Raw genomic sequence first — 15,725 nt, forward strand, 5'->3', positions numbered from 1 at the left:
TCGCGACTCGTCCGACGCCTATCGAGGCGCTGCAAACGTCATCTTCAGACAACTGGCAGTGTCTGGACAAAGCGACGTAAATTGGCGGGTACTTGCAATAGCGGGCGGGACTTCGATACGATCAATTCGCTTAAAACCCAGATTTTCAAAATAGGCCCCGGCAGTTTCGGTGAGTAAATAAACCGACTCCCTGCCCTCGGAATCAGCGAACCTGATGAGGTGTTCGATGATGCTTTTTCCGAGACCACGGCCGCGATATTGCTCGTGCACGACCACGGAGCGCAGCAGCGCAACGTTTGCAGCAGGTTCGAGTCCTCCGGCAGCAATCAGATCGGCCCCGTCGAAGATCCCATAGAAATTTTGCACCTGTTCTGCACAATCCTCCGCCGGTAGATTATTGCCAAGCAGCAGGTTTTCCAGCTGAACCAGGTCACCAGCCCGAAGCCTGATTATCGAATCGAAAGGCAAGACGCCGGCACTCCCGTCTTAATCCCCGTCGAGCGTCTCAACGCGAATCCGGTGGACATCGCCGTGTACAACTTCAAGTCGCTTGATTGCATCAATCGCATCGACCATTTGCTGTTCCTGGATCCTTTGCGTCAGCATGATAATTGTCGCCCGTGTGACCCCGGATTCCGGCTCCTTTTGCAATACCGCTTCGATAGAAATTTCCTTATCTCCCATAATGCGGGTGATTTCAGCCAAAACACCGGGACGATCATCGGCACACATGCGTAAATAGTAGGCAGTTTGAATCTCAGTGATCGGCAGAATCGGTAGATCGACAATTTGATCGGGCTGGAAAGCCAGATGCGGTACCCGGTTCTGTGCATCGGTGGTAATCGTGCGGGCAACGTCGATAATATCTGCGATTACGGCAGATGCGGTTGGGTCGGCTCCTGCCCCGGCACCATAGTAGAGTGAAGGCCCAAGCCTGTCAGCCTGCACCAGCACCGCGTTCATGACGCCGTCCACATTGGCAATCAATCTTTTTTCCGGAATCAGGGTCGGATGTACACGCATTTCAATTCCTGCCTCGGAACGACGTGCTACGCCCAAATGCTTGATTCGATAACCTAGCTGATTGGCATAGACCACGTCCTCGGTCGAAATGCCACCAATACCTTCCGTGTAAACAGCGTCGAACTGCAGCGGGATACCGAAGGCAATCGACGCCAGGATACAGAGCTTATGGGCCGCATCAATTCCTTCGACGTCAAAAGTTGGATCTGCTTCGGCATAGCCCAGTTGCTGAGCCTCATGCAGTACGTCGTCAAAATCACGACCCTTATCACGCATTTCCGTGAGTATGAAGTTACCGGTGCCGTTGATAATTCCAGCAACCGACTGGATATGATTCGCACTTAAACCCTCGCGAATCGATTTGATGATCGGTATACCCCCGGCTACTGCAGCCTCGAATACAACATTGACGCCACTTTTCTGGGCCGCGGCAAATATTTCGTTACCGTGTAATGCGATCAACGCCTTGTTGGCGGTCACTACGTGTTTCCCTTTTTCGATCGCCTGCATCACCAGTTCAAGCGCCGGGTCATAGCCACCGATAAGCTCGATGACGATATCGATTTCGGGATTGTTGATGACTTCAAAAGGATCATCAACGAGATTGATATCTCCGCTACCCTGTGGCAATCCAGCCGCGACATTGCGCCGTGACGCCTGAATAATTTCTATTTTTCGACCTGCCCGACGCGCGATTTCGGCGGAATTATTCTTTAACACTATCGCGGTACTGGCACCGACGGTACCGACACCAAGCAAACCCAGTTTCACCGGTTTCAATCAAAGTCTCCAGAAGTCATCGCAGGGGATTTTCGAACGCGCAACAGTAAGAAAACTATACTCGACTGTCAACCACAAGCATCATTGGGCCAATATTGATCAGGCTGGCAATTTACATTATTCTGAGTTGCATGCCGCTTGCCGAAGACATCATCACCAGTAGCCATCGAATCACCGCCTATGACACGGGCATGATCAGCATAAACGAGGAGATATATCGTCAAAGCCTGGTCATGACGGCCGATTCTATTCTGTGTCCGTGGCCGGTTTCATCGCTTGAGCATCTCGATACGGAAACCCTGGCGCCAATATTCGATTCAAAACCAACGGTGGTCCTGCTCGGCACCGGCGAACGCCAAATGTTTCCGGATGCCAGGATATTCGTACAGTTCGGCGAGCGGGGCATCGGCCTCGAGGTCATGGACAACGGCGCCCTGTGCCGCACCTTTAATATCCTCGTCGCCGAAGACCGCGACGTCACCGCCGCCATCATCCTCAACGCCTCAAACACCTGACTCACAAATACCGAGCCAACAACCCGACCGATAATCCGTCCGAACGCTATCCCGGAATAAAGCTCGCAAAAGACGCTCCCAACCGGCGCGCGCGCCGGTTGGTCCATCCATGGAATCGCTTGGAGAGCGGCACGGATGCCGCGCTCCACTTTTGCTGGCTTTATTCCGGGATAGCTACCCACGGTAGAGGCAACCGAAGAGACTCATTGCGACATAAAGACCGGGTGCTGAAAAATGCTTGTTTTTAAAGGGTCAGGCCGCAGGGATGCGGTGGTCCGACACATCGGCTGAGGCGATCCGAGACAAGGACGTCGAGTCTCGCCGTGCCCTTTAAAAACAAGCATTTTTCAGGTAGCCGAAGGCCACCCGGTCAGTCGCAATGAGTCTCTTCGGTTGCCTGTACAGAGTTCGAAGGATTGTGGGCCGGGTTGTCGGCCTAGTAAGCGCGAGAGCGGTGTTATTCTTCGATTATGTTTTCGCGCGAGTAGCCGCTGTGCTCGAGGATGCGACGCAGCTTGCGCAGTGCATCCATCTGGATCTGGCGCACGCGCTCACGGGTGACACCGAGCTCGAGCCCAACCTCCTCCAGCGTACCGCGCGCGTGATTGCGCAGACCAAAGCGGCGTACCACAACATCCCGCTGCTTCTCATCGAGTTCGTCGAGCCAGCTGTCAAGGTGCGCTATCACGGATTCATCCTGCAGAATAACAGATGGATCCGCATTATTATCGTCAGGGATAACGTCGAGTAGCGGGCGTTCACCCTCACCGCCCATCGGAATATCGAAGGAGGAAACACGATCAGCGAGCTTGAACATTTTCTCGACGTCTTTTACCGGTTTCTTCAGCAACCTGGCCACGTCCTCGGGCGTTGCCTCCCGGTTCAATTCCTGGGTGAGTTTTCGTGCCGCCCTGAGGTAGGTGTTCAATTCCTTGATCACGTGAATCGGCAACCTGATAGTGCGTGTCTGGTTCATCAGGCCGCGTTCTATGGTTTGCCTGATCCACCAGGTGGCATAGGTTGAAAAACGAAAACCGCGCTCAGGATCAAATTTTTCGACCGCGCGGATCAGGCCCAGGTTGCCCTCTTCGATCAGATCGAGTAGCGCCAGCCCGCGATTCATGTATCGTCTCGCAATCTTGACGACCAGGCGCAGGTTACATTCGATCATTTTATCGCGCGCCGCGGTGTCACCTTTTAACGCGAGCCGCGAATAGTGGACTTCCTCTTCCGCGGTCAACAGTGGTGAAACTTCTATTTCCTTGAGGTAGAGCCGGGTTGGATCTGCATCCGATGAGCGACGTGTCGTCGTCTTGCGACGATCCGTTTCAGGCTTGCGTCGATCGACAAATTTCTCACTCTCGGTGGCGTCCCCTTCGCCCGCTCCGATCGTAGTGATCTCTTCTACTTCGTCTTCGTCTCCATCCTCGACATCGGCTTCCAGATCGGTCGCTTCCTCATCGTCGACAAGATCCTCTACCAACTCTTCTGGCGGTATTTCGGTATCTTCGATAAGAGACTTATCGGTCGATTTAGTCATTGAGAAGTTCCTTTAATTCTTTGGCAGATACTTCATAGGGTCAACTGGCTTACCGTTTCGCCTGATCTCAAAATGCAGCTTTGCAACGTTATCTCTGCTTCCCATTTTCGCGACCATCTTCCCTGCCTTTACTGCGCTTCCCTCTTGCACCAGACGTTCCTGACAATAGGCATAGGCACTCAGATAGGTATCGCTGTGCTTGATAATGATCAGATTACCATAACCGGCCAAACCATTACCACTATATACCACGCTTCCATCTGCAACTGCGCGTACCGGTTGACCGAGTCGTCCAGCAATATCGATTCCGCGTCGACCGAGTTCTGACGCCAGAAAAGTATTCATAGGTTTGCCTTTGGTCGGCCATAACCATTTAACCGGATTGCGCCCACTAGACTGCTTATTTTTGGTACTGGTGGCAACTTTAGGCTGGGTAGAAGTGCTTTTTTTGCTCGCGCTACTTGCGGTACTTTTAATGGTACCGGCAACAGCTTGTCCGCTGGGTTTTATCAACCGCAGGCGCTGTCCCGGGTGAATCGGCGAATTGACGCCGATCTGGTTCCAGCGGGCCAGTTGCTTGTAGTCGAGTCCGTAACGCCACGCGATCGAATAAAGCGTATCACTCGGTTTTACCGTATACCAACCGGCACCGCGCGACACATAAGTCGGCGGCTTTACCGTAACGCAGGAAACCAGCAGCAATACGGCAAGAGCGGTAGTGAGAGCTGATTTCATGATTCGACTTTTACTGTTTAAAATTATAAATACCAATCGCTATCAGCAATGCGACAACGATAAACCATCCAATATATTCGATATACCTGACCAACTTAGGTTCAATTGCCGGCCCAAATCTTGCCAGACACCAGGCCAACAGGAAAAACCGCGCACCGCGGCCAATAATCGATGCGAACAGAAATGGTAAAATCGCAAGATTCAATACCCCCGCGGCGATCGTAAATATCTTGTAAGGAACGGGTGAAAATCCGGCCACCAACACTGCCCAGAAACCCCACTGGTTAAACCACAGGATTACCGTGTCGAATCGGGTCTGGTATCCCCAACTGATAATATAGGGTTCGGCCAGGTCGAACAGAAATGCGCCGATTGCGTAACCCACAAGACCGCCCAGAACTGAAAAAACCAGTGTTAGCGTGGCAAAATACAACGCTCGCGAAGGTCGAGCCAGGGCCATCGGCGCCAGCATAACGTCGGGCGGGGGGAAAGGCAGGATGAAGGATTCAACAAAGCTGAGCGCCGACAGGTAGTAAGGTGCCTGCCTGCGACGCGCGAACTGCATGACAGCACGGTAGATCTTTTCAAAAACCTGCACTAGTTTAATCCCGGCAACAGCGGCACAAACACGACTTTTTCCAGCGCCTCGCTCACCAGACCACTTTGACTTCGGGTTACCTTGGTCATGGTTTGATCGGTACCGTTATCGAATGGCAACACCATGATGCCCCTATCACTGAGTTGTGACACCAGAGCTGCCGGTAACTCGGTGCAGGCAGCCGTCATGATAATTCGATCAAAGCGATAACTGGGATTAGGCCAACCCTCGGTGCCATCGGTATAACGCAACTGAACGTTATACAATTCCAGTTCAGCGAGTCGTTGCTTTGCCTGGAGATACAACGCTTCGATGCGCTCAATGCTATAAACCTGGGGGAAAATATTGGCTAGCACTGCGGTCTGATACCCGCAACCGGTACCAATTTCAAGCACAGAGTTGGGCATACCATCTTCCAGCAACAGCTGCGTCATTTGGGCAACGATATAGGGTTGTGAAATCGTCTGTCCATAGCCGATTGGCAGCGCGGTATCCTCATAGGCCCGGTGCGCAAGAGCCTCATCGACAAACAAATGCCGGGGCACGCGACGCATCACTTCAAGTACCTGTTCGTTATTGATGCCCTGCTGTTTCAGGCGCCTGACCAGGCGATCACGCGTACGCTGGGAGGTCATCCCGATTCCCTGGTGTTCCCGATCCGACATATTCACAAAGCGGCCAGCCAATCTTGCAAAGGTTCGATACCGTTATGACGCGTCAGGTCAATCTGCATCGGGGTTACCGAGGCAATGGCGTGTTCGACCGCGTAGAAGTCGGTGCCGGGACCGGCATCCTGGGCCTCGCCCGGTGGACCAACCCAGTATATCGGACGGCCATTGGGATCACGCTGCTTTACCATGGATTCGGACCGGTGTCGGAAACCGAGGCGAGTTGCCTGGATCGCAGTAATATCGCGACCGGGTAAATCAGGCACGTTTATATTGAGCAGGGTGTCATCCGGTAACGGACTTTGGGTGAGTCTTCCAATCACGCGCCGGGTAATCTGTGCGGCGGAAAGAAAATGGTTTGCCGGTTTGCCGACAAGCGATACCGCGATCGCGGGCAGGCCCAGGTAACGACCTTCCATCGCGGCTGCCACGGTACCCGAATACAACACATCGTCACCGAGGTTGGGGCCAGCATTAATGCCCGAGACAACCATATCGGGCTGCTCATCGAGCAATCCCGACAGTGCCAGGTGAACACAGTCGGTAGGCGTTCCGTCGACGTAATAGCTGCCATCCGAAGATTGCTCGACGCGCAGCGGGCGCATCAGGGTCAGTGAATTACTGGCCCCGCTTTTATTCCGATCCGGGGCAACCACGGAAATGTCGGCAACCTGGGCAAGTTCCTGTGCCAGAATTTTGATTCCGGGCGCCAGGTAGCCGTCATCGTTGGTAATGAGAATGTGCACGGAATGGGATTCTATATGATTTGAATGCAGGTCTGAGAGCATTTTCGGATAATATACAGGGAAAAATAACATTTACTTTGTGATAACTCGATGAACGACGATGACGACTCCGAATTTGCCCGGCTGATCCCGGGGGTTAAACGCCTGCGTCAAGATCGCATCAACGTCTATCAGCATCGCCGTCGGGAAAAGAATGTAACCCGGGCCAAGAACGCGGGTACGCATTGGCAGGAATCTGGGTTTGTTGACGAGTCCGTTCCGGCGCGCGATACCCACTTTAAGCCCGGTCTGCAAAAAAAACTGCAACGCAAAATAAAACAGGGGACAATCCGTCCCGAAACCAGCATCGATTTGCACGGTTACCGACAGCTCGAGGCACTGGAAGCGCTGGAAGCGTTCTTAGCCGATGCGCTGCAGCACGGAAACCGGATGTTATTAATCGTCCATGGCCAGGGCTATCGATCGCAAAGCGATGCAGTGCTCAAGCCCCTGGTACAACGCTGGCTCGCAAACCAGGCGCAGGTGCTCGCCTGGTGCCCAGCCCTGGCACGAGACGGCGCGGCGGGTGCGAGTTATGTTTATCTGCGCGGTAGTTGAGCCTTATTCGACGGGCCAATTGATTTCCGCCGCGGTATAAACCCCGATCACGACTTCGTTCAAAGACTCGGGCATTTTCGAATCCTGTACTGACAGTGGAACTCGACCACCCATTATTTCCGCCTTTTGCTGCGGATATAGCGGATTCCGATAGGGTTCGGCGTAACCCTGCGGATGGATCGGCAGGTTTCCCGGGGTATATTTATCCGACGCACCCAGCGTATGCATTAGTTCATGTGCGATGACGACCTGGTTAGAGCCGTTGTAGGATTTATCGGCAAAGGCGTTGATGATGCCGATAAGCCCGCTTTGCAATCCAACCGAATGGCGCAGTGATTGCGTGGTTTCGGTATCGTAATAGTTCACGAATAGCTCGACGTCACCTGCCTCGCTATCGCTGCGCCAGCCACGGTAGGTAGCCCAGGCCCGGAACTTCAGACTCCACCAGATATTCTCGAGCATGCTCTGGCCGGATGGGGGCTGTGGGGGCCCCGACTGCAGGCGCCCGTTGTAGGCAACATCGATAGCGTCAATCTTGATGCCGTAACGTCTGGCCTCGCGGTTTACAAATTTTTCTGTCATCTCGAAGCTCCGGGTCGTGAGCGAATCGATATACTTATCGGTCGCTGCGCGACCATCTCCGTTCACCGCATAGATTCGCACCCACAGAGGATTCTCCCAGTTGGTCGAACGCGTTTTGTTCAGTGCCTCGTTAACTGCGACAAACAGCAGTATCAACAACAGGATCAGATAGCGCAGGTTCTTTCGCATCAGGCGGTTCTAGCTGACCAGTTGCTCAGCCCGGTAAAGCACTTCGATACCGGCCGTTTTTTGATGAGCGTTTTCACTCAGGTAACGACGCCAGCGTCGCGCATTGGGTTCTCCGTGAAACAACCCGATGATATGGCGCACCATGTGCATCAATGGCAGGCCCTGTCCAAGCTGCCGTTCGATATAAGGGTAAACACGGTGCAGCATTGCCATGCGGCTGGGAATTTCGGCACGCGGTTGATTGAAAATCACCTGGTCGACATTATGCAGCAGATAGGGGTTTTGGTATGGCTCGCGGCCCAGCATGACGCCATCGACCTGCTGTAAATGGTTGCGACAGGCATCGAGGGTTTTAATGCCACCGTTGATGATGATCTGGTGATCCGGTAAATCCCGTTTAAGACGATAAACCCAGTCGTATTTCAGCGGCGGTATTTCCCGATTTTGTTTCGGACTAAGTCCCTGCAACCAGGCATTGCGTGCGTGCACGATCAGCGCATCTGCCCCGGCCTCGACCTGGGTCGAGGCAAAGACGGCGAATATTTCATACGCTTCCTGCTGGTCGACGCCGGTACGATGCTTTACGGTAACCGGTAGCGACGTCGCCGATTTCATTGCCGAGACACATTCAGCCACCAATCCCGGATCCTTCATCAGGCAGGCACCAAAGCTGCCGGACTGAACCCGGTCACTGGGGCATCCGCAGTTCAAATTGATTTCATCATAGCCGTATTCTTCACAAATTTGCGCGGCACGGTATAACTGCTGCGGATCCGAGCCACCCAGTTGAATCCCCAGTGGATGTTCTTCTTTATTGAAGCCGAGCAGGCGATCACGGTCGCCATGCAAAACGGCGGCAGCGGTAATCATCTCGGTATACAGCAGAATGCGATCAGAAAACAAACGCAGGAAAAAGCGCAGGTGCCGATCCGAGCAGTCCATCATCGGGGCGATACTGAATCGCCGATCGATAACCATCTTGTTGTTACGCTCTGATGTCACTGCTAATCGTTTCCGCTCAGGCGATCCGCCTGACGTCCTGCACATTCGGTAGCTGGGAAAGCTTGTCAATGATAGCGACCAGTTCGTCAACACTGTGAATCTCCATGGTAAGACGGGTATAGACCATTTGCTCCGCCTTGTTGGTATTGGAGTTTATATTCAGCAGGTTGACTTTCAAGTTTGCCAGGATGGTGCTGATGTCCTGCATCAGGCCGGTGCGCTGGTACGCAGTCAGGGTGACTTCGACCGGGTAAACCGATCCGTTCTGCCGACCCCACTCAACCTCGATCAGGCGCGGTCGTTTCTCGTCCGGTAATGCCAGGATGTTCGAACAACTGCGCTTGTGAATCGAAATACCACTGTTGATGGTAATGAATCCAATAATCTCATCCCCGGGCACCGGTTTGCAGCAGCGCGCAAACTGCGTCATCAGGTTACCAACGCCATGAATGCTGACTTCATCCCGGGAGGTTTGCGCTTTGCTTACTTTTTTGATTTTCTTGAACGGATCCTGCTCGGGTTCGGATTGCAGATACCCGACGATCTGGGGCGAGGTAATCAATCCGCGACCGATATCGGCATAAAACTGGTCCGCATCCTTGCGCTTGAAATGCACCACCAGGTTTTTCAGATTCGCGTCGTGAATCGAGTACTTGCTCAGGATGCGATCATAGATAGATTTTCCATCCAGCAGATTTTGTTCGAAATCCTGGTGGTTAAACCAGTTTCGCACCTTGGACCGGGTCCCTGCTGACTTGATGAAACCCAGGTTCTTGTTCATCCAGTCGCGACTGGGCCGGCTCTCCCTGGTGGTCAGAATCTCAACCTCGTCACCTGTCCGCAACACCGTTGTCAGGTTGACGATGCGCCCGTTGACCTTGGCTCCGCGACAGCGGTGACCAACCTCGGAGTGAATGCTGTAGGCAAAATCGAGCGGGGTACCACCTTGCGGAATATCGACAATTTGACCAGTTGGTGTAAATACGTAGACCCGATCATTCGATAATTCGGTCGATATCTCCGAAATCGCGTCGGATACTTCTTCCTCCGAGCCCTGCAGCAGATCACGCATTTGCGCGATGCTGGATTCCATACGCTTGTCGAGTTTCGCACCTTCCTTGTAGCGCCAGTGCGATGCAACTCCGAGTTCGGAATTTTCATGCATCTCGAAGGTACGAATCTGGACTTCTACAATCTTGCCGTCATCGGCGACAACTGCCGTATGCAGCGACTGGTACCCGTTCTCCTTGGGATTGGCGATATAGTCATCGAACTCGGCAGGGATATGCTGCCAGGTGGTGTGGACAACTCCGAGTACCGCGTAACAATCGGCCACCGAATCGACCAGTATCCGTACCGCACGAACATCGAAGAGTTCATGAAACTCGAGATTCTTACGCCGCATCTTGCGCCAGATACTGACAATGTGCTTGACGCGACCCTCAACGCTTGCACTGAGTTCCTGCTCCGCCAGCAGATCTTTCAGGCGTGCGATAAATTTTTTAATGAAGGTTTCACGTTCGCTGCGTTTCTCTTCCAACAACCTGGCGATCCGCTTATACGCCTGAGGTTCCAGTGCCCGAAACGCCAGGTCTTCAAGTTCCCACTTGAGCAATCCCATACCGAGGCGGTTGGCCAGGGGCGCAAAAATATCGAGCGTCTCCTGTGCGATCCAGCGACGTTGTTCGTAGTTATCGTGTTTTAACAGTGGTAATCGTTCCACCCGGTAACACAACTTAATCAGCATGACGCGCACGTCGCTGACAATGGCCATCAGCAGGCGGCGCAGTTTTTCAGCCTGTTCGGGTGTATTTATTTGCGCTTGCGCCCCTTCTTTTAGCGTATTCAGTTTGTTTACACCCTGCGTCAGCCTGGCAATTTTGTTACCAAATTCCGATTCGATACGCTTGATATCCAGCACATCGCGTAACGCGGGATCACTGAGCAGGGTTGCGATAACCGCTTCACGATCATTACCCAGGTCGAGCACCCGTCTGGCAACATCGATACTGCGTGGCAGGCTCTTGTTCAGGTGCTTTGCTCCGGATGCATAATCCAGCGCTTTGGCGAGTTCTTCATCCCAGCCAATCTGTCTGGTCACTGCCGCAATAAATTTTTTATCGGATGCGGTTTTCATGGGATGTCGGGTCAGGAGCGTAATATTTTCATGGGTGAAATATTATAAACCCTACGGCTTACCAGGGTACCGGCCAGCGTGAGAACGAGGCAGGCTGAAACCAGGCTGTAAATCCATACCATCGGCGATAACTGGAATTCAATCTTGAAAAAATAAACGCTAATCGCCCAACCGGCCAGGCTCGCCAAACAGGCCGAGAAAAAACCGATCAAGGCGCCCATCAGCGTGTATTCGAACACGTGCACCCGGTACAGCTGGCTGGTATGCGCACTCAGGGCGCGCAGCAGCGAAGATTCGATCTCACGTTCCTGTCTACCGGTTTGTATCGCGGCGAGTAACACGATGGTTGCAGAGGCCAGTGCAAACAGGAAAAAGAATTGCAGGGCAACAGTCGCCTTGTCAACGATGGCGCGCACGCGCGCCATCAGTTCGCTGATATCGAGCAGGGTCACCGAGGGATAGCGCTTCAAAAGCTGCTTCAGATCAGCCTTGTTCTGGTCTGTGATCAGAGCGCTCAACAACCAGGTTTGTGGAAAAGACTCGAGTAATTCAGAATTTGCGATCAGGTAGAAATTGGGTTTGAAATTTTCCCATACGACCGAACGAATGCTGGTCACCTCCGCCTGCATAACCTTGCTGCCGACAGTCATCGTGAGCCTGTCACCGAGTTTCAAATCCAGTCTTTTCGCCATCCCCTCTTCCACCGACATTTGCGCCAGTCCCGGATTCGCGCTCAGCCACTGGCCTTCGACTATCCTGTTTTGATCGGGTATTTCTTCCGCATAGGTAATGTTGAAAGTGTGCGTTACCGAATGGGATGCACGCGGGTCGGAAAAATCGATCTTGTCGACATCTACTGAATTGATTTGCGACATCCTCGCGCGCACCAGCGCATAGGGTGTCGACGCGTCGATACGCCGCTGCTCGAAAAAATTCCTGATGCCGCCCACGTCCTCGCTGCGTATATTGATCAGGAAATAGTTTGGGATATTCTCGGGCAACTGCGCCTCCCATTCGCCCAGCAGTTCATCCTTGACCACGGCGATTAAAAGAATCGCGATCAATACCAGGCTGAATCCCGCCATCACGTAGATCGCGCCGCGAGAGGTTGCCTGCAAGCGGCTCAGCAGGTATTGCCGCAACCAGAACCTGCGCCGCGAGGAAAACAGCAGCAGTTTCACCATCCATCCCAGGATGAGCGGCAATACCAGGGCGCAGGCCAGCACCAGCGCCAGCGTGGCCACCGCCAGTATCGAGCTTTGCATCAGCATCATCAGGACGATGAATATGGCAACAATCGCGCTGCTCGATATTAACAGCCCGCGGATCAGGGAACGCCGGTTGCCGCCGCTACGTAACACCTGCATCGGCGGAGTCGCGGTTGCGTTGACCAGGTACGGCAGCGAAAAACCCGATAGCGCCAGCAATCCAACCAGCGCCGCCGTCAGGTAGGGCCGCAAACCGTATACCTGGGGTAGCGTTCTACCAAACCATCCATCCAGCGCCCACTGCAGCGGAAATTGCGTGCACCAACCAACCAGCACACCGATGACGGTGGCCGCGATCCAGAGCGCACCGAGCTGACGCAGGTAATACTTCAGCAGGCTGAACTGCGAAATGCCGAAGGCGCGTAGCATCGCTACTTTCGGGGCTTCCTGGCTGGCCGTGTAACGGGCGGTAATGGCGATTGCCGCCATCGCAATTACCAGCGTCAACACGATTGCAAGCGCAAAAAACTTTCGTGTCCGCTCCAGTGCCTGTCGCATTTCCGGCCGGGCATTTTCTAGATCCTGGATTTCTTCCCCGGGTTTCAAATTCTGGCTGAGCCAGTTCTTGTAACTTGCTACATCGGCCTGCTCGCCGGCAAACATCAGTCGATAACGGACGCGGCTGCCCGGTATGACGAGACCGGTTTCGGCAAGATCGTCAAGATTCATCAGTACCCGTGGCGCCAGGTTAAAGATGGCCCCACCCCGGTCGGGCTCGTAGGTTAAAAGCCAGCCGCTATCGAAAGATTGATTGCCCAGGCTGATCCTGGTGCCGACGAGGTCGCTGAGCTTGGTATCAACCCAGACCTGGCCACTCGATGGAATTTCTGTTGTCGTGGTGCGCGTGCCGGTTACCTCCCGGGCTATTTCCAACCTGCCGCGCAACGGATAGGCATTATCGACCGCCTTTAATTCTACCAGCCGCGGATTATCGTCGATAAAAATGGCGGTACGCAGGCTTGCACTCTGGCTGATTTGCAGACCTTGCCTGCGGGCTTCCTGGCGATACTCGTCCGCAAATTCATTGCTGGAAACAATCACCATATCGGCCGCCAGTAATTCGCTCGCCTGGCGATCGAGCAACAGCCCGATACGATCGGTAATCAGCTGGCTGGAGGTGACGATGCCGACCGTAATCACGGTGGCGATAAACATCAGCCAATAGGAATGGAGAGTGGCGCGTTTAACCTTCATTACATATCAGTTTGCTAGCAGTTTGCCCGATTCGATCAGGATCTGGCGATCCCCTCGTTCCAGCAATTCCTCTTCATGCGTTACCAGAACCAGCGTGGTGCCCGACTGGTCACGTAAATGGAACATTAAATCGGTGATCTGGCGACCGGTGACCGCATCCAGATTACCCGTCGGTTCGTCGGCAAACAATACCTTCGGACTAGTCGCGTAGGCCCGGGCAATTGCCACCCGCTGCTGTTCGCCACCCGAAAGATGCTCAACCAGGGTATCGGTTTTAGCTTCCAGGCCCACCTGTTGCAAGCTCGCGATGGCAAGCTGATGGGCATCATCAATCCCGGCCAGTTCGAGCGGTAGCATGACGTTTTGTGCTGCCGTTGCACCCTGCACCAGGTGAAAGGACTGGAACACGAAGCCTACTCGTCCAGCCCGTATCGACGAACGCTGTTCTTCGTTCGCATCGGTCAGATTATGGCCAAATAGGATCACGTCTCCACTGCTGGCCTGATCGAGACCCGCCATCAAACCCAGCAGCGTGGTTTTACCGGAACCCGAGGCACCCTTGATGACAACGGCCTCCTGGTACTTAACATCCAGCGATATATTGTCTAGGATATCGAGCTTTCCATTCGGGGTATCAACGGTCTTGCATACCTGGTTCAATTCAATGCAGAAATTATCTTCGGCCATGGTCCTGTTCTTGTTGCTGGGCTTTCACTGCAGTGGTAATGCAACTCACGCCGCGACACGCATCCTCATTGTAGGCGACAGTCTGAGCGCCGCCCACGATATATCGATAGAAAAAGGTTGGGCGCAACTGTTCAGCTCCAATATAAGGTCAAGTTTTCCGCAAACAAGCGTTATCAATGCCAGCATCAGCGGGGAAACCACGTTTGGCGGCCTGCAACGCCTGCCGGGATTGCTGGCGGAACATCAACCCACGCACCTGATTATAGAGCTGGGCGGCAACGACGGGCTGCGCGGGCTCGGTTTCGAGCAGAGCACGGAAAACCTGCGGCAAATGGTAAAACTTGCCGAAGACCGCTCAACAACGGTGCTGTTGATCGGGGTGCGCATGCCACCGAACTTCGGGGCCGCCTATAACGAGCGCTTTCAGCAAATCTTCGAAACCATTACCGACGAATTCGGAATACACTACCTGCCCAGGTTTCTCGACGGGATCGCGGCCAGTGATCCCGCCCTGATGCAGGCAGACGGAATTCATCCGACGGCTATTGCCCAACCGATTCTGGCGCGGAAGGTTGAAGCCAAGATGATTCGAATTCTCAATCACTGAGCAACGCCTCAAGCTGATGCAAATCGGTCACCTCGTACTCTGGTGCAGGTGAGTGATGCGGCCACGCGACGCCTTCGCGGTTGACCCAGACCGCCTGGTAACCGGCTTCCAGCGCACCCACCACATCGTAAACGGGGTGATCACCCACGTAGACAATTTCTTCCGGCAGGGCCTCGAAGCGTTCGGCCAGGTGCTGGTAAATCAAGCGATCCGGTTTAGCCGCCATCACGTCGGCAGCACTGACCGAATGCTCGATCAGGTGATCGAGCCCAACATGCGGAATACTGGCATTGCCATTGGTGATGGAACCAAGACGGTATTTCTGCCCGAGTCGGTGCAGGCAAGGTAATACGTCGTCATAAAACTCGACCTGCTGACGTGCCTCGAAAAAAATATCAAAGCCGTTCCTAGCGACCTGTTCGCCGTCGTAATCATGGATCTCGCCGAGGTGCTGCAGGAAATCGCAGCGCATCGCGGTCATATCCACAGCGTAGTGCTGCTCGCGACCGCTGAATTCGCGGCGGTATTCGAGCATCTGAGCAGGATCAAATCGTTCCGTGATGCGCGGATAGTGTTTTTCCAGCCATTGATACAGCAGTTCCTCGGCACGATGAATCGTCGGCATGCAGGGCCAGAGGGTATCATCAAGGTCGAAGGCAATTACGGTTACCTGTCTAATCACGACGGTTCCAGTCTAAACAGGCTGGGATTTTAAAGGTTTTGTTGCACTTGCGAAACAGCCTACTGGTATCGATGGCCCCGTGACCGAATCCCGGAAAATTTGACTTCGGGCGAATTTTAACCTGCGGGTATAGTGCTTTCACTGTCAGGCAATGTTCATTACTATTAGCGACCTT

16 protein-coding genes are annotated in these 15,725 nt (G+C 53.7%); 3 read left to right on the forward strand and 13 right to left on the reverse strand.

The features are described from left to right. Positions 1-18: 18 nt before the first annotated feature. Positions 19-468, reverse strand: a complete 450-nt coding sequence (gene arsN2 / locus OES20_10240) for an arsenic resistance N-acetyltransferase ArsN2 (GenBank protein ID MDH3635073.1) — start codon at positions 466-468, stop codon at positions 19-21. Positions 469-486: 18 nt separating this feature from the next. After that, entirely contained in the window at positions 487-1,803 is a 1,317-nt protein-coding gene (locus OES20_10245) for a homoserine dehydrogenase (GenBank protein MDH3635074.1), read from the reverse strand. A gap of 95 nt (positions 1,804-1,898) precedes the next feature. Here OES20_10245 and OES20_10250 point away from each other — a divergent pair, with 95 nt between their 5' ends. Continuing rightward, on the forward strand, positions 1,899-2,318 hold the full coding sequence (locus OES20_10250; GenBank protein ID MDH3635075.1) for an Mth938-like domain-containing protein: 420 nt from the start codon (positions 1,899-1,901) through the stop codon (positions 2,316-2,318). 457 nt (positions 2,319-2,775) lie between these two features. On the opposite strand, the gene rpoS is transcribed toward OES20_10250, so the two are convergent. Genes rpoS through surE form a run of 5 tightly spaced genes read right to left on the reverse strand, consistent with a single transcriptional unit; the run spans position 2,776 to position 6,605 of the window. Then, positions 2,776-3,858, reverse strand: a complete 1,083-nt coding sequence (gene rpoS, locus OES20_10255; GenBank protein MDH3635076.1) for an RNA polymerase sigma factor RpoS — start codon at positions 3,856-3,858, stop codon at positions 2,776-2,778. Between the two features lie 12 nt (positions 3,859-3,870). Beyond that, entirely contained in the window at positions 3,871-4,629 is a 759-nt protein-coding gene (locus tag OES20_10260) for a peptidoglycan DD-metalloendopeptidase family protein (GenBank protein ID MDH3635077.1), read from the reverse strand. After that, the gene (locus OES20_10265; GenBank protein MDH3635078.1) at positions 4,604-5,191 is read right to left on the reverse strand and encodes a DedA family protein; all 588 of its coding nucleotides are present in this window, start codon (positions 5,189-5,191) and stop codon (positions 4,604-4,606) included. The genes OES20_10260 and OES20_10265 overlap by 26 nt, the downstream gene beginning before the upstream one ends. After that, positions 5,191-5,856: a protein-L-isoaspartate(D-aspartate) O-methyltransferase gene (locus tag OES20_10270; GenBank protein ID MDH3635079.1), complete on the reverse strand. Its 666-nt coding sequence runs from the start codon at positions 5,854-5,856 to the stop codon at positions 5,191-5,193. The genes OES20_10265 and OES20_10270 overlap by 1 nt, the downstream gene beginning before the upstream one ends. 2 nt (positions 5,857-5,858) lie before the next feature. Next, a complete protein-coding gene (gene surE / locus OES20_10275) occupies positions 5,859-6,605 on the reverse strand; it encodes a 5'/3'-nucleotidase SurE (protein MDH3635080.1) in 747 nt (248 codons plus the stop codon). Positions 6,606-6,695: 90 nt separating this feature from the next. Here surE and OES20_10280 point away from each other — a divergent pair, with 90 nt between their 5' ends. Next, positions 6,696-7,202, forward strand: coding sequence for a Smr/MutS family protein (locus OES20_10280; GenBank protein ID MDH3635081.1), 507 nt, complete (start codon positions 6,696-6,698; stop codon positions 7,200-7,202). A 3-nt stretch (positions 7,203-7,205) separates the two neighbouring features. Here the strand turns inward: OES20_10280 and OES20_10285 are convergent, their stop codons facing one another. Genes OES20_10285 through OES20_10305 form a run of 5 tightly spaced genes read right to left on the reverse strand, consistent with a single transcriptional unit; the run spans position 7,206 to position 14,261 of the window. After that, positions 7,206-7,973 (reverse strand): hypothetical protein, encoded by a 768-nt coding sequence (locus tag OES20_10285; GenBank protein ID MDH3635082.1) that lies wholly within the window; start codon positions 7,971-7,973, stop codon positions 7,206-7,208. 9 nt (positions 7,974-7,982) lie between these two features. Then, on the reverse strand, positions 7,983-8,975 hold the full coding sequence (dusA, locus tag OES20_10290) for a tRNA dihydrouridine(20/20a) synthase DusA (GenBank protein ID MDH3635083.1): 993 nt from the start codon (positions 8,973-8,975) through the stop codon (positions 7,983-7,985). 16 nt (positions 8,976-8,991) lie between these two features. Then, positions 8,992-11,112 carry a bifunctional (p)ppGpp synthetase/guanosine-3',5'-bis(diphosphate) 3'-pyrophosphohydrolase gene (locus OES20_10295; GenBank protein MDH3635084.1) on the reverse strand — a complete coding sequence of 707 codons (2,121 nt, stop codon included), beginning with the start codon at positions 11,110-11,112 and terminating at the stop codon, positions 8,992-8,994. An 11-nt stretch (positions 11,113-11,123) separates the two neighbouring features. Continuing rightward, a complete protein-coding gene (locus tag OES20_10300; protein ID MDH3635085.1) occupies positions 11,124-13,574 on the reverse strand; it encodes a hypothetical protein in 2,451 nt (816 codons plus the stop codon). Between the two features lie 6 nt (positions 13,575-13,580). Further along, positions 13,581-14,261 carry an ABC transporter ATP-binding protein gene (locus OES20_10305; protein MDH3635086.1) on the reverse strand — a complete coding sequence of 227 codons (681 nt, stop codon included), beginning with the start codon at positions 14,259-14,261 and terminating at the stop codon, positions 13,581-13,583. Here OES20_10305 and OES20_10310 point away from each other — a divergent pair. Further along, a complete protein-coding gene (locus OES20_10310) occupies positions 14,239-14,868 on the forward strand; it encodes an arylesterase (GenBank protein ID MDH3635087.1) in 630 nt (209 codons plus the stop codon). The two genes, OES20_10305 and OES20_10310, sit on opposite strands and share 23 nt — an antisense overlap. Here OES20_10310 and OES20_10315 read toward each other — a convergent pair. After that, positions 14,858-15,550, reverse strand: coding sequence for an HAD family hydrolase (locus tag OES20_10315; GenBank protein ID MDH3635088.1), 693 nt, complete (start codon positions 15,548-15,550; stop codon positions 14,858-14,860). The genes OES20_10310 and OES20_10315 overlap by 11 nt on opposite strands. Positions 15,551-15,725: the final 175 nt, after the last annotated feature.

It is taken from the genome of Gammaproteobacteria bacterium (assembly GCA_029862005.1).
Taxonomy (GTDB): domain Bacteria; phylum Pseudomonadota; class Gammaproteobacteria.